At 39.7% G+C, this 14,426-nt stretch carries 14 protein-coding genes; 2 read left to right on the plus strand and 12 right to left on the minus strand.

Going from position 1 to position 14,426, the window contains the following annotated elements:
• Positions 1 to 11: 11 nt before the first annotated feature.
• The 6 genes from AC5YGB_RS08535 to AC5YGB_RS08560 are packed head-to-tail and all read right to left on the minus strand — an operon-like array spanning position 12 to position 5,720.
• Positions 12 to 1,025: a LacI family DNA-binding transcriptional regulator gene (locus AC5YGB_RS08535; RefSeq protein WP_065353116.1), complete on the minus strand. Its 1,014-nt coding sequence runs from the start codon at positions 1,023 to 1,025 to the stop codon at positions 12 to 14.
• Positions 1,025 to 1,795 (minus strand): SDR family NAD(P)-dependent oxidoreductase, encoded by a 771-nt coding sequence (locus AC5YGB_RS08540; protein ID WP_496137262.1) that lies wholly within the window; start codon positions 1,793 to 1,795, stop codon positions 1,025 to 1,027. The genes AC5YGB_RS08535 and AC5YGB_RS08540 overlap by 1 nt, the downstream gene beginning before the upstream one ends.
• Positions 1,792 to 2,796 carry an ester cyclase gene (locus AC5YGB_RS08545; RefSeq protein ID WP_496137263.1) on the minus strand — a complete coding sequence of 335 codons (1,005 nt, stop codon included), beginning with the start codon at positions 2,794 to 2,796 and terminating at the stop codon, positions 1,792 to 1,794. The genes AC5YGB_RS08540 and AC5YGB_RS08545 overlap by 4 nt, the downstream gene beginning before the upstream one ends.
• 50 nt (positions 2,797 to 2,846) lie before the next feature.
• Entirely contained in the window at positions 2,847 to 4,157 is a 1,311-nt protein-coding gene (hisD, locus tag AC5YGB_RS08550; protein ID WP_020026423.1) for a histidinol dehydrogenase, read from the minus strand.
• A gap of 11 nt (positions 4,158 to 4,168) precedes the next feature.
• Positions 4,169 to 4,672, minus strand: a complete 504-nt coding sequence (locus AC5YGB_RS08555) for an ester cyclase (protein WP_496137264.1) — start codon at positions 4,670 to 4,672, stop codon at positions 4,169 to 4,171.
• Positions 4,662 to 5,720, minus strand: coding sequence for a sn-glycerol-3-phosphate ABC transporter ATP-binding protein UgpC (locus AC5YGB_RS08560; RefSeq protein WP_496137265.1), 1,059 nt, complete (start codon positions 5,718 to 5,720; stop codon positions 4,662 to 4,664). The genes AC5YGB_RS08555 and AC5YGB_RS08560 overlap by 11 nt, the downstream gene beginning before the upstream one ends.
• Before the next feature lie 194 nt (positions 5,721 to 5,914).
• Here AC5YGB_RS08560 and AC5YGB_RS08565 point away from each other — a divergent pair, with 194 nt between their 5' ends.
• Positions 5,915 to 6,826 (plus strand): 3-keto-5-aminohexanoate cleavage protein, encoded by a 912-nt coding sequence (locus AC5YGB_RS08565; protein ID WP_496137266.1) that lies wholly within the window; start codon positions 5,915 to 5,917, stop codon positions 6,824 to 6,826.
• 2 nt (positions 6,827 to 6,828) lie between these two features.
• The gene (locus tag AC5YGB_RS08570; protein WP_496137267.1) at positions 6,829 to 8,301 is read left to right on the plus strand and encodes a carnitine 3-dehydrogenase; all 1,473 of its coding nucleotides are present in this window, start codon (positions 6,829 to 6,831) and stop codon (positions 8,299 to 8,301) included.
• Here AC5YGB_RS08570 and AC5YGB_RS08575 read toward each other — a convergent pair.
• From AC5YGB_RS08575 to AC5YGB_RS08600, 6 genes are all read right to left on the minus strand, one after another.
• A complete protein-coding gene (locus AC5YGB_RS08575) occupies positions 8,298 to 9,839 on the minus strand; it encodes a trimethylamine methyltransferase family protein (protein WP_020026419.1) in 1,542 nt (513 codons plus the stop codon). The two genes, AC5YGB_RS08570 and AC5YGB_RS08575, sit on opposite strands and share 4 nt — an antisense overlap.
• Positions 9,840 to 9,971: 132 nt before the next feature.
• Complete coding sequence (locus AC5YGB_RS08580) at positions 9,972 to 10,583, minus strand: short chain dehydrogenase (protein ID WP_496137268.1); 612 nt, start codon at positions 10,581 to 10,583, stop codon at positions 9,972 to 9,974.
• Between the two features lie 39 nt (positions 10,584 to 10,622).
• Entirely contained in the window at positions 10,623 to 11,204 is a 582-nt protein-coding gene (locus tag AC5YGB_RS08585) for a 1-acyl-sn-glycerol-3-phosphate acyltransferase (RefSeq protein WP_496137269.1), read from the minus strand.
• 2 nt (positions 11,205 to 11,206) lie between these two features.
• Positions 11,207 to 12,505, minus strand: a complete 1,299-nt coding sequence (locus AC5YGB_RS08590) for an MFS transporter (protein WP_496137270.1) — start codon at positions 12,503 to 12,505, stop codon at positions 11,207 to 11,209.
• 73 nt (positions 12,506 to 12,578) lie between these two features.
• Positions 12,579 to 13,781 (minus strand): tryptophan synthase subunit beta, encoded by a 1,203-nt coding sequence (gene trpB / locus AC5YGB_RS08595; RefSeq protein ID WP_020023669.1) that lies wholly within the window; start codon positions 13,779 to 13,781, stop codon positions 12,579 to 12,581.
• Entirely contained in the window at positions 13,778 to 14,389 is a 612-nt protein-coding gene (locus AC5YGB_RS08600) for a phosphoribosylanthranilate isomerase (protein ID WP_020026415.1), read from the minus strand. The genes trpB and AC5YGB_RS08600 overlap by 4 nt, the downstream gene beginning before the upstream one ends.
• Between the last annotated feature and the right edge of the window lie 37 nt (positions 14,390 to 14,426).

The following is a 14,426-nucleotide window of genomic DNA, read 5'->3' on the forward strand; positions in this document are numbered from 1 at the left end:
TCTATTCTCTCCTATTTATCAGAAATTTTTGCAGAACCCCTAACCATTAGTGGTCCATCAATTTCAACTCTTCTAGCAGTTGTTGTTTTATTTTCAATGCTCTCAATTAGAATTGAAACCGTTTCAGCTACCATTCGATTGGCTGGCTGTCGAACTGTTGTTAAATCATAAGCAGGCCATGAGGAAATAGGCACATCATCATAACCAACGACAGAAACTTGTTCAGGGACTTGTAATCCTAGCTCAAACCTAATAACATCGATTACTGCAATTGCCATAGCATCATTAGCAACGAATACTGCATCTGGAAAATTTTGTTTAGAAAACATTGTTCGCGCCGCTTGTCTGGCTTCATCAGAATTAAAGTTACCTACTTCTCTTGCATATAATTCCTGTCCATTTCTAACTAGTTCTTCAGTGAAGCCTTTTTCTCGGTCTCGTTGAGTCGATGCCCCCTCCCAACCAGCAATATATCCAATACGCTTATGCCCACCTGCCAAAAGAAATCTAGCAACTTTCTGACCACCTTGAAAATTATCAGAGGTTACCGCCGATAGCCTATCATCATCTTGAGTTCGATTAAATAAAACAACTGGAACACCTGCAGAGGTGCATCTCTTAGCAAGGTCTGAGGACATAGAAACCGAAGCAGCTATAATGCCATCAACTTGATAATCTAAAATTTCATCTACCGCATCAGCAATGTCACCCTCTTTGTTTCCAGACATAAAAATTAAAACGTGATAACCTTTCTTTTGAAGAGCACTTGAGAGTAACTCCAAAGCCTCTGGATAAAAGTAGTTATCCAAATATGCCACTACGAGCCCAATCATTCGAGACTTTCCTGTGATTAATGAACGCGCTAACACATTGGGCCTATATCCTAATTCTGCTGCTGCTTTACGAACTAGCTCGTTTGTTTTCTTAGAGGATGAAGCGCCAGGTGTGAAGACCCTTGAAACAGCAGACTGGCTTACACCAGCTAATTTTGCTACCTCCATTGATGTAATTTTTTGAGTGCTCATTAGTCCGCTGTCCAGCCTCCATCAATCATCAATGCTGAACCTGTAATCATGCCAGATGCCTCTGAGGCTAGAAATACCACTGCCCCCATAATATCTTCAACTTCACCTGCACGTCCAAGTTTTATTTTTTCTTCAATCCACTTTTTGCGTTCAGGATTATCAAATGTAGACTGTGTTAACGCCGTTCGGATAAATGTTGGGCAAATTGTGTTGACCCTAATTTGATGACCTCCCCATTCAATTGCCATGGCCTTTGTAAAGCCCTCTACAGCATGCTTTGAAGCAGAATATACCGCTCGGTCTACTCCGCCAACATGTCCCATTTGAGAAGAAATATTAATTAGTGAGCCTGGTTTTTTTGCCTTTATCAGTCCTCTTGCTACTGCTTGTGTCAAAAAGTAAGCGCCCCTAAGATTGACATCCATGACCTCATCAAAATCCTCAGTAGAGGTTTCTAATGAAGGTGAATGACGACCCATGCCAGCACTATTTACAAGGATATCAAAGGGCTTTTGATTTTTAAAAAAAAGCTCGATTGCGTCTGTATCAGCAATATCCAGCTGAACAGCCTCAACACTATTGCCCTTTAATTTTATTGCATCAGAAGCTTTTTGAAGAGCTTCAATATTTCTTGATGCCAAGACGACCTCAGCGCCTGCATCCGCAAGTGCTACAGCACAAGCCAGACCAATGCCAGATGAAGCTCCCGCAATAAGGGCAGTTTTATTATCTAATCTAAATGATGGTGTAGTCGGAAGTTTCAAAATCAATTACCGTTTATGTTTTTAGCTTTGTTAAATTCTCTTAATCTACCGAGAACATCAACACCAATTTGATTATAGATATCCAGAATATCTATCATGACCCAGTTTTCCCTTATTTTTCCTTCTTCCAACCTCCAAAAATCAAGTGACCGAAGAAAAACCTCTTTATTACTTGGGGCGATACCCATCCAGCCATCATGAGTGAGTGTTTGTTTCATATTTGGCCAGCCAGTTACAGCTGCATATTCTCCATCTCCAAAAAAGTGATATCCAATTTGATCACCCCAACCATCTCTCTTACTATAAATTGTATCTTTTCCTCTGTCTGGCATAGCATTCAAAAATGGTATTTGATGCCAGTTTCTAAAACCTTCAATGCCTCTTCCACTTCCTATTCCAGAGGGACCATACCAATTCATTTTGGAATGCCAATAGTAATCCATTTTCATGACCTCAGGACCGCCCTCAGAGGGATGCTTTTTCATAGCATTAGCCATTCCTAGAATATGCTCCATTGAGGCATCACTTTTTTCAGGGTCATATGGACTATCTGAAATCCCATCCATTGTTGCTGGGCCTGGGACGCACCATTCTCTTCCAAGAGTTGGGGCCATTGGCCAAGAGTCAGACTGCATCATAAGTTCAGGTATGTCCCACAACGCCTGAACTTCAATTATTTTGTCCTCCTGAAAGCAATAAAATTCATGGAATCGCATATGTGCAATATGGCCAGTTGGAGGGATATCTAAAAATGACTTTAAAAAAGTACCATTGTAAAAGCCAGCACATCCAACCCAATGCAAATCCTTTTCAGTTTTCCCCGCGATAACGATATAGTCTCGTCTTTCAAGATCAGGCATTGATTCAAACAGTGGTTTAAGTGCTTGATTATAAAAACTAGTTGGACCTAGAATATCTCCAAAAGGGTGGGATAGATGAATAATTGCCTCCTCATCAAATAGAGACTCGAGGCTACTTCGAACTCCATCCTCCGTAAAACTATACATACTCAATCTTAGAGGCTTTATTAGCTCTTTAAGATGGTTGGCTCTATGCACTACTGGGCCGCCTTCCCATATGGTACGTCTTCACCGCCATAGCGCCTAACCCTTATATTGGCTTGCTCTGCATGACCAACAAAAGACTCTAGCATGCAAAGTCGAGAGCAGTATCTTCCAATCTTTACGGCTGCCTCATCCGTTGTTATTTTTTGATAACTATGCGTTTTGAGATACTTTCCTACCCAGAGACCGCCTGTATAACGCCCCGCTTTTTTAGTCGGCAAAGTATGGTTAGTTCCAATCACTTTATCACCATTCGATACGTTTGTTCTTGGACCCAAGAATAGTGCTCCATAAGAATGCATATGATCTAAAAACCAGTCATCACGGTCAGTCATAACCTGAACATGTTCTGAGGCAATATCATTGGCAACTTCTAGCATTTCATCATAAGTATCACAGACAACAACCTCGCCATACTCTGCCCAGCTGACACCCGCCGTATCTGCTGTCGGAAGAATCGTTAGTATTCTATCAATCTCTACTTGTGTTTCTTCGGCAAGTTTTTGACTGTTCGTAACCAAAACCGCTGGTGAGTTATAGCCGTGTTCGGCTTGACCTAAAAGGTCAGTTGCACATAGTTCAGCATCAACTGTCTCATCAGCAATAACCATCGTTTCTGTAGGTCCGGCGAATAAGTCAATACCAACTCTACCAAAGAGTTGTCTTTTAGCCTCAGCCACAAATGCATTACCAGGGCCAACGAGCATATCTACTGGATTAATCGACTCAGTTCCAAGAGCCATAGCTCCAACAGCTTGAATACCTCCAATCACATAAATTTCATGAGCACCGCCAAGATGCATTGCAGCAATTACGGCTGCGTTTGGCGCACCTTGATATGGCGGAGTGCAGGCTACAATTCTAGGAACTTTTGCAACACTAGCAGTCACAACTGACATATGCGCTGAAGCGACCATAGGAAACTTTCCTGCTGGTACGTAGCAACCTACTGACTGTACAGGAATATTTTTGTGTCCAAGAATAACACCTGGCATTGTTTCAACTTCGATATCTTGCATTGAGTCTCTTTGGGCCTGGGCAAAATTCCTGACCTGTTCCTGTGCAAACTTGATATCTTTCATATCTCTATCAGACACATTTGCAATAAGGCCATCAATCTCAGCTGAACTTAACTTGTATGATTTTGGTGAGTAATTGTCAAACTTTTCTGAGAACTCTCTAACAGCAGAATCACCTTTTTCTTCAATTACTTTTAAAGTATTTTTGACAACTTCACTAACCTCAGCATCATCAATTGCTTTGTCAGCAGCTGTCTTTCCTTTTTTTAAATATTTAATAGCCATAATAATTCCAATTAATTAGGTTTTGGTGGTTGGACTTCACCTCGATCAAACGTTTCCCAGCCCATTCCATTGAAAACATCAATTCCAAGTTGAGACAATATGCTTGGAAAATCAACATTAACCCAATTATCAATAATGAGACCATCTCTGACTTCCCAAAAATCTGTGTAATGAATTTTCACACGCTGATTCGTTGGCTTAATACCCATGAATTCACCACTATGAAGCGCATCGATGTGTCCAAAACAGGAAGCCCATTCACCATCCACAAGAAACTTGTCCGTCTTATATATCCGATCTGTAAAGGCTGCCCTTAATGGCAGCTGCCAGTTATTTCTAAACTCCTCAAGGTTATTTTTTATGCCGCAGCCCTGGTTGCCCATCCAGCGAAACTCTTTATGAAAATATTGATCCATGTTATTTGAGTTAGCTCCCAAAGCATCTTCCATTGCCTTAACAACTTCAAGAGTTTTTTGAGATTTTGAATCATAACTCATAGAAAGCTCAACACTCATTTTCTAACATTTGACCAGTTTCACTGTCAAACAATAAACACAAGTTAGCAGAAATATTGGCCATCACATTAGAGCCAATATCAACATGATAATTCTTATCCGACTTCATCGAAATAAGTTCGTCACCAGGTCTAACTGAAACCATAGTCATATCACCAAGTAGCTCCATTGAGAATGCTGGCGCTGAAATATCACCCTTGGATTTGACGATTACAGCGTCCTCCGCACGGAAACCCAGGGTTATACTTCCATTATGCTTTTTACTCAACCCTTTAATCTTAACTCCCTCACTCGTAAAGATGCCATCGCTTATTGATCCTTTTAATAGGTTCATCGCAGGTGATCCAATAAAGCTTGCTACAAAACTATTAGCCGGTTTATTGTATATTTCTTGAGGTGTTCCAACCTGTTGTACAATTCCAGCATTCATTACTACAACTCGATCTGCAAGCGTCATGGCTTCAACCTGGTCATGGGTCACGTATATTGTGGTAACTTTTAAATTATGCTGTAGATTTTTAATTTGCGCCCTTGTGGAAACACGTAACTTGGCATCTAAATTTGATAACGGTTCATCCATCAAGAAAACTGTCGGCTCCCTCACAATTGCCCTAGCTAGTGCTACTCTTTGTCTCTGTCCTCCAGATAGCTCGGCAGGTTTTCGATGCAAAAAGTCATTCAATTCGACCATCTCCGAAGCGTTCATTACTTTTTCATCATGAAGCGCTTTATCAATCTTCCTAACCTTAAGTGGAAAACGAATATTTTCATAGACTGTCATGTTGGGATAGAGCGCATAGGATTGAAAAACCATTGCTACGTCGCGATCCTTTGGCTCTAGAGTATTGACTACTTTACCCTTAATGAGCACTTCTCCACTGGTGATGGTTTCTAAACCAGCTATCATTCTCATTGTCGTAGTCTTACCACAGCCAGAAGGGCCTAACAATACTAAAAACTCTTCGTCAGCTATTGTAAGGTTAAAGTTATCAACTCCTACAAAACTACCCCATCTTTTTGTTAGATTTTTTAATTCAATTTCTGCCATAATATTTGTATGTAAACTAATTCCTAAAACTTAAGTATTGCAAGCAAAATGCATACGATTGCAAAATATTATAGCACATGGTTTTTTCTTATAAAGATAATGTTGCAATCCTATGCAAAAATAAATTTATTTTTATTTCAAATTTACAAGTTTTGCAAATAAAATAACTAATGTTCAGATAAAGGGGAAATGACATGACAAACCTTCAACCATCAAGAGAAGTCTTTATTACCTGCGCCGTCACTGGCTCTGGTGATACAACTGGTAGATCAGAAAAAGTACCAATTACACCTCAACAAATTGCAGACTCATGTATCGAGGCAGCTGAAGCAGGCGCTGCAATTGTGCATATTCATGTTCGTGATCCAGAAACTGGAACTCCAGCTCGTGATCCTAGACTATACAGCCAAGTTGTTAATATCATCAAAGAGTCAAAAGTTGATATGGTCATCAACTTTACTGCCGGAATGGGTGGTGACATTGTTTTTGGGTCAGCTGAAAAGCCTTTCCCACTCGATGAAGCTGGTACCGACATGGTTGGAGCAACAGAGCGGCTTGAACATGTCCGTAATCTACTTCCAGAGATATGCACCATCGATTGCGGCACTATGAATTTTGGTCATGGCGATTATGTAATGACCAATACCTCCTCAGTTCTGCAAGAAATGGCACGCCAGGTTCAAGTGCTTGGGGTCAGGCCAGAGATTGAGTGTTTTGATACTGGACATTTACAATTAGCTATCTGGTTAAAAAATCAAGGACTTATTGATGACCCTGTGATGATCCAGCTATGCATGGGCATTCCTTGGGGAGCGCCAGATGATATGCATACATTCTTAGCAATGACCTCCAGTATTCCAAAGGACTGGACTTTTTCAGCCTTCTCTATAAGTAGGAATCAGCTTCCATTTGTTGCAATGTCAATCCTAGCAGGGGGTAATATTCGTGTAGGACTTGAGGATAATATTTATCTTAAAAAAGGAGTTCTTGCGACAAATGGCGACCTTGTTAAACAGGCAGTTAAGACTGCTGAAGGAATGGGTTGCACAATCATAGGACCAGAGCAAGTTCGTAAAAATTTAAAGCTTGAAAAGCGCTGGGGATAGTTATGAAAAGCATTAAGTCTGCAGGTGTAATTGGAGCGGGCGTTATTGGAAGTGGTTGGATTGCAAGGCTAATACTCAATGGAATTGATGTCTGTGTTTTTGACCCTTCAAAGGATGCTCCAAAGAGTGTTGAAAAAGTCATTAATAATGCAGAGAGAGCTTATAAAAATTTACTCAAGTCCCCACTTCCAAAAAAAGGGGTGTTGTCATTTCTTGATACTGTTTCAGAAGTTGCAAAATCTTCAGAAATAATTATCGAAGCTGTTCCAGAAAGGCTTTCTGCAAAGCAATCTGTTTATAAAGAAATTGAGTTAAATGCTTCTAACGAATTAATCATTACCTCATCTACCTCAGGAATTCTTCCATCTGATTTGCAGTCAGAAATGAAAAATCCAGAAAGATTAACTGTTGCCCATCCATTCAATCCAGTTTATCTTCTGCCTTTAGTTGAGGTCGTTGGTGGATCCAAAACTTCACAAAAAGTAATCGACGAAACGTGTAGTATTTTTTCTAATATTGGGATGTTTCCTCTTTATATTAAAAAGGAAATACCCGCATTTATCGCTGACAGGTTACTTGAGTCTGTCTGGCGAGAAGCATTATGGCTAGTCAATGATGATATTGCAACGACAGAAGAGATTGATGATGCAATTCGTTATGGTTTTGGGCTTCGCTGGGCACAAATGGGGCTGTTTGAGACATATAGACTAGCTGGAGGTGAAGCAGGGATGCGTCACTTTATTTCACAATTTGGGCCCTGCCTAGAATGGCCATGGACTCACTTGATGGATGTACCTGAATTTACAGAAGAGCTTGTAGACAAAGTGTCAAATCAATCAGATGACCAATCTGGAAAGTACAGTATTGACGAACTTATGCAAAAGCGAGACGACAATTTAGTTGACTTCTTAAAGGTTTTAAAAGAAAACCGATGGGGCGCTGGCAATACCTTAAAAGAATTTGATGATACCCTAGGTAAGTCTAGGATAGACTTTTCTGAATTAGATGTATCTAAACCCTTAAAAACCTTTTCAACTCATATTCCTAAAGATTGGGCTGATTATAATGGTCACATGACAGAGGCGCGCTACCTAGATTGTTTTTCAGAAGCAACTACTGAGCTGATGGCCATCATTGGCGCTGATGAAGAATATATTGCGAATATAGGCTCCTACTTTACTGTTGAAACGCATATTCGTCACCTAGATGAAGTACTTATTGGTGAGGGTATTCATTCTAAAACTCAAGTAATATATGGTGAAAATAAAAAACTACATCTCTTTCACTGGCTCCATCATAATGACGGAAGGCTTTTAGCTACAGCAGAGCATATGCTCATTCATGTAGACTTAAAAACACGGGGCGCGAGTATGCCAGGAGATTCAGTCATTGAGAAAATGGAGCGCATATACAGCGCACATAAAAATTTGCCTAAACCTGAGGGCTTAAGTCGAGCTGTTGGAGACAAAGTTTAATACCATTCATCTTCCATACTCTCTTTCTTTTTAGCAATAAAATCAACTAATTCTTCGTCTATAGACTGATCGAGAGATGGCTCGACATAGTTATCAAGCATTTCATTCCAGCGCTCATAAGCTCTTTGCTGAGAATCCTTTGAGCCATCTTCTTCCCACTGCTCAAAAGAGTTGTTGTCGGGCAGTTCAGCACGATAATTTGCGGTTTCAAAATTTTCTGCAGTATGCTGAGTACCAAGAAAATTTTCACCAGGAGAGTTTTCTAAATAAGCAGTTGTAGCTAATGAATTGTCATCAATAGTAAGCCCTTCAAACATTCTATGAAGCATTCCTAGACGGTCTACATCAAGCATAAATTTTTCATAGCCAACTACCAATCCGCCCTCCAGCCAACCGGCTGCTTGATGAATAAAGTTTGCCCCAGCTAAAATTGCTGGATAAATTGAATCAACCGACTCTTGCATAGCCTGAGCATCAGCAACCTTTGAGGCAGTGTAGTGACCGCCCGCCCTAAATGGAAGGCCTACCCTTCTGGCCATCTGCCCAACTGCATAGGTAGCTAAACTTGATTCAGCAGTTCCAAAGGTCGGTGCGCCTGACTTAAGGTCCATCGTTGTCAAAAAGTTTCCATATACTGCAGAAGAACCTGGTCTAATTAATTGCGTTAGCGCAACACCGACAAGGGTTTCAGCATGAGCCTGAGCGATGGCTGCTGGCATGGTCACAGGAGACATTGCCCCGCCAAGAATAAAAGGAGTGATTACGACTCCTTGATTTGCCCTAGCATAACCTTTTAGAGCGTCGGTCATGGTCTTGTCATACACAAGGGGTGAGTTCACATTTATATTTCCTTGTATAACGCAATTTTTATCAACGATATCCTTACCAAAAACAATACGCGCCATTTCAATTGAATCCTCTACTCTGTCAAGTGCCGTTACAGATCCCATAAATGGCTTATCTGAATATTTTAAATGTGAATAAACCATATCCAGATGACGCTTGTTCACTGGAACATCAACTGGTTCACAATTAGTGCCACTGGTATGATGAAGCCATGGGGTCATATGCGAAAGTTTTATCAAATTATTAAAGTCTTGCATATTGCCTTGACGTCTCCCCCCCTTTAGATCGTATACAAAAGGAGATCCATAAGCTGGACCTAGTACCAGCTTATTACCCCCAAATATGGTTGATCTTTTAGGGTTTCTTGCGAGCATTTCAAACTCACTGGGAGCAGTTTTACAAAGGCTTTGGATAAGACCTTTATCAAACTTTACAAGGGTTCCTTTAACGGTTGCCCCTGCTTCTTTAAATAAGTTTAATGACTCTTCGTCATCCCAAAACTCAAGGCCAACCTCTTTAAGAATCCAGTCAACATGATCATCAATCTTTGACAGCTCTTCTTCACTGAGCATGTCATAACACTTGATATTTCGTGTTAAATACCTAGGAGGTTCAATTTGTTCAGCTTTTTTTCGATCAGCAATTTTTGCTGACCGTCCACCCACTCTCCTTCTGTGCTGATGATCTGACATATAAATCTTATGATAAATTTAGAATTTAAAAGAAATCTAAATTCATGTTAACTAAGAGCAAGTCAAAACTCAAGTTAAAAAAATTAGAGGGATTTGTTGAATAATTTTAATTAATATAAATATATTAGTTGTTTAGAGTGAGCGTGTTTGACAAAGCACCCTTCCACTTATAGGTGCAGAAATAGTTCTCCTATATGCCTCAATAATACGTTTTTCAGATGTCGGCTCAAAGCCATCAAAGACCATTCCATAGTCCTCAACTGAGTTCTCAATAATAGAAGGCGAAACAATATTTATTCGAAGTCTACCTGCATACTCTGCAGCCAATGTTGATACACACATGTTTAATGCCCCATTAGCAGCAGCTGCACACGAGCCTGACAAAATTGGCTCGTCACCAATGATGCCACTGGTTAGAGTGATTGATCCATTTTCAGTTAAAAAAGGAATTGCTGCCTTTGCTAAATTAAGTTGGCTGAAGCACTTATTAGATAACCCTAAAGCAAAGTCTTCCATGGTCAATTCCTCAAATGTTTTGAAAGGGGCTCGAACACCAGCACATGAAATTAGAGCATCGAAAGATCCGATCGAAGCAAATACATCTGTCACGCGTTCAAAGTCCAAAGCATCAATTTTTAAGTCTGGTCCGGAGCGGCCAGCACGAATGACCTCATAATCTTTAAGTCCTCCAACTACAAGTCTTCCAAGTCTTCCAGTTGCACCAACTACAATAATTTTTTTCATAATACCTCTTCCAGTTTAAATAATAAAATAATGATATCACTAATTAAGCAAAATACCGATTTGCTTTTTAACTTCCTCTTTGGTCGTATTTGAATTCAAACCAGTTCCAATTTTGACATTAACTTCGCGACGAAGCCTAAACTTCATTCTCTTTTTAACTGGCCTGGGTGCTTTTGAAAAAAAACTCCCCCACATATTTTTGATAGCAAAAGGAACAACGATGACAGCTTCTTTTGATTGAGATAAAACTTTTTCAAAGCCTCTTTTTAAGTCACTTAACTCTCCACTAGTTGAAACATGTCCCTCAGGAAATAAACAAACAACACAGTCATCGTTTAATAAATTTATAATGTTTTGCATGGCATTTCTGCTATTCTCAGGTCTTATTGAAACTGCTCCAACTCCTCTAAGAATCCAATTAAAGACTGGCTTACTGTAATAATCATCATGCACTACAAATCTTATTGTCCTTGGTGTCGCCCACTGAATTAATGCAAAATCAATATAACTAATGTGATTACCTAGAAGCAATACAGGCCCATCTTTAGGAATGTTATCTATGCCGCTCACCTTTAATCGATAACGCCATCCAAACAATAGGAGGCCAGCCAGTTGACGCATAGCTAGAGAATAGCTTTGAGTTTTTTCAGAACAATGCTAAAACCTGCGACCGCAATGAATGCATTAAAGTAGAGAATAAATTCACTACCAAAACTAAGGTTAGCTAGAATAACTGTAAAAATTAAAAGACTGATCATAGCTATATTTTGAAGCCAGTTCTTGCCTGCAAGCATACTGCCTAATCCATCTTCAGGAGAGTGGGCTTGCATCAAAGCATTAAGTGGAACGATCATCATTCCTGCACCAACGCCAAATAATAGTATGACTGAGGTCACCAAAATAAGTGCGGTCGAGTTGGGAATAAATGTAAGGCTAGAAATGACAGGGACCAAAATTGCACAAACTGTAATCAGAATCGAACCTGTATATATATTATTAATACGAATAAAATTCAAACTCTTTCTTCCAGAAAGGAATGCACCAATCATTATTCCAATGACTGAAGATGCCAACATTGCATTTACAACTAGTGGACTTTCGACACCAAAATTGACTTTTGCATGAGCGGGAATAACGGCAACTAAATTTTGGGACATTCCCCAAAATATTGCTGTACCCAAAATAGAATACCAAACAATTTCATTGGACCTCATTGCTTTAAAGTTTGATGCTAAATATTTAAAAGAAATCAGCTTAGGGATTGAAAACTGGGCACTGATTAACTTAGTTGGATAAAAACGAGTCCCAAGGGTAGCCAAAAATTCTACCGTTGATAGGCCAACTAAAACCCAACCAACAGGAGCAATTTTCATCAATATCTCCTCAGGACTAGAAGCTTGCATAGTCCCAAGAAATGCTTCAAATAAATAGGAGAAGAAAACGGTTCCTAATAGAATAGCAATCAACACAACAGAAGAGTGTAAAGCGTTCCCTCTACTTAAGCCAGCCTTACTCAGACACTCTTTAATATAACCCATTTTTGCAGGAGAATATATTGCGCTTTGCGTAGCAAGAAGTAGAGTGAAACCAAATGCAGTTTTATATAAACCATTGTAATAACAGTATGTAATGCCCAAGGTAATTATGACAGCTGAAAAGGCGCTAAAACGCATTACACTTGTCTTGGCGAATTTATCAGAAAGATGGCCTGACAAAGTAAAGAGAAGAATAAAAGGAACTAGGATCATGGCATTAACGATGGCAGTCAAAATAATTTGCTGCTGCTCACCATAAATCATAAAGATGGTATTCTGAATGATTATTTTGTGACCTAAATCTACAAATGCATTAAGAAAAACAGCAACTAGGTAGATCGCAAATATGACTGATCGTTCTCTACTAATTTGTTGACTCTCTTCCATGACTCCCCCAACACCTTTAAAGTAAACAGTATAAGAGAATTAGAGATTCGTTATTAGTAAATATTAAATTTGTCTAAAATTCAATGCCTTCAACTTCAGCAATGGTTTGCATATCCTTATCACCTCTTCCTGAGAGGTTAATGATAATAGATTTATCACTAGACCACTCTTTGGCGAGTTTTACAGCATATGCAATTGCATGTGATGGCTCAAGAGCAGGAATAATACCTTCCACCTCAGTCAATAAATGAAATGCTTCTAATGCCTCTTTATCAGTAATAGCAACATACTCTGCTCTTCCAATATCTTTAAGGTAGGCATGCTCAGGACCAACTCCTGGATAATCAAGACCCGCTGAAATTGAGTGTCCCTCAATAATTTGACCATCATCATTTTCCATCAAGTATGTTCTGTTTCCATGCAAAACACCTACGCTTCCTGCAGTCAATGGAGCCGCATGTGCATCAGGTCCTAAGTCAATTCCACGACCACCAGCCTCAACGCCGATAATTTTCACTGAGGTATCCTCAATAAATGGATAGAACAGGCCTATTGCATTTGAACCACCGCCAACACAGGCAATAACAGCATCTGGAAGACCGCCAACCTGATCATCAAATTGCTCTTTAGCTTCTTTACCAATGACGCTCTGAAAGTCCCTTACTAACATAGGATAGGGGTGTGGTCCAGCTACCGTTCCAATAATATAGTAAGTGTCATCAATGTTAGTTACCCAGTCTCGCATTGCCTCATTCAAAGCATCTTTAAGAGTCTTTGAACCTGAGGATACAGGAACGACAGTCGCACCAAGGAGCTTCATACGATATACATTCTGGACTTGTCTAACAACATCAACTTCGCCCATATATACAACACACTCAAGACCCAGTCTGGCTGCAATAGTTGCCGAAGCTACGCCATGCTGACCTGCACCTGTCTCAGCAATAATTCTAGTTTTACCCATGCGCTTGGCAAGAAGCGCTTGTCCAATTGTATTATTAATTTTATGAGCACCAGTATGATTTAAGTCCTCACGCTTCAGATAAATTTTTGCACCACCAATCTTTTTAGTCAGGTTTTCTGCGAAGTAGAGTGGCGTTTTACGTCCAACATAGTGTTTAAGGTCATCCTCAAACTCTTTAAGGAAGTCTGGATCATCTTTAAATTTCTCATAGGCCTCTTTTAACTCTGTGACTGCTGTCATCAGAGTTTCGGCAACAAAGATTCCACCGTATTGATCAAAATGACCTTTTTCGTCAGGAAGGTTATAGCTCATGAATTGGTATGTCTGATAAAAGCTTCTATTTTATCAATATCCTTAACTCCTGGTGCACTTTCCACGCCACTTGAAGCATCAACTGCATATGGATTTACTTGTTTAATTGCATCGGCTACATTGTCAACAGTTAAGCCACCAGCCAAAATAATTGGCAATGATATTTTGACACACGCCAATGACCAATCAAAAGACTCACCGGTTCCTCCATAACTTGAAGGGCTGAAAGAATCTAAAAGGAGTGCGCTAGCTGATGAAAAATTTTCAGCTATTTCTTTAACATTAGTGTCTGGTTTTACGCGTAAAGACTTGATAAATGGCATTTGATATTGAGCACAATCAAGAACACTTTCATCACCATGAAACTGAAGAGTATCAAGAGGTACCTCACAAAGAATCTCATCAATAAAGCTGGGGTTAGCATTAACAAATAAACCCACTCTATTTATGAAAGGAGGAAGCGCTTCAATTATTTTTTGAGCAGAATGGATATCTACATTTCGTGGAGATTTATCATAAAAAACCAGGCCGATTGCATCAACGCCCGCTAAGGCAGCATCTCTGGCATTATTAGGTTCAGTAAATCCACAAATTTTTACCTTAGTCATTAACTAAATCAATTTCTTTAAAAGAATGATTTTCTCA

The organism is Candidatus Pseudothioglobus sp. uisw_142 (assembly GCF_059512465.1).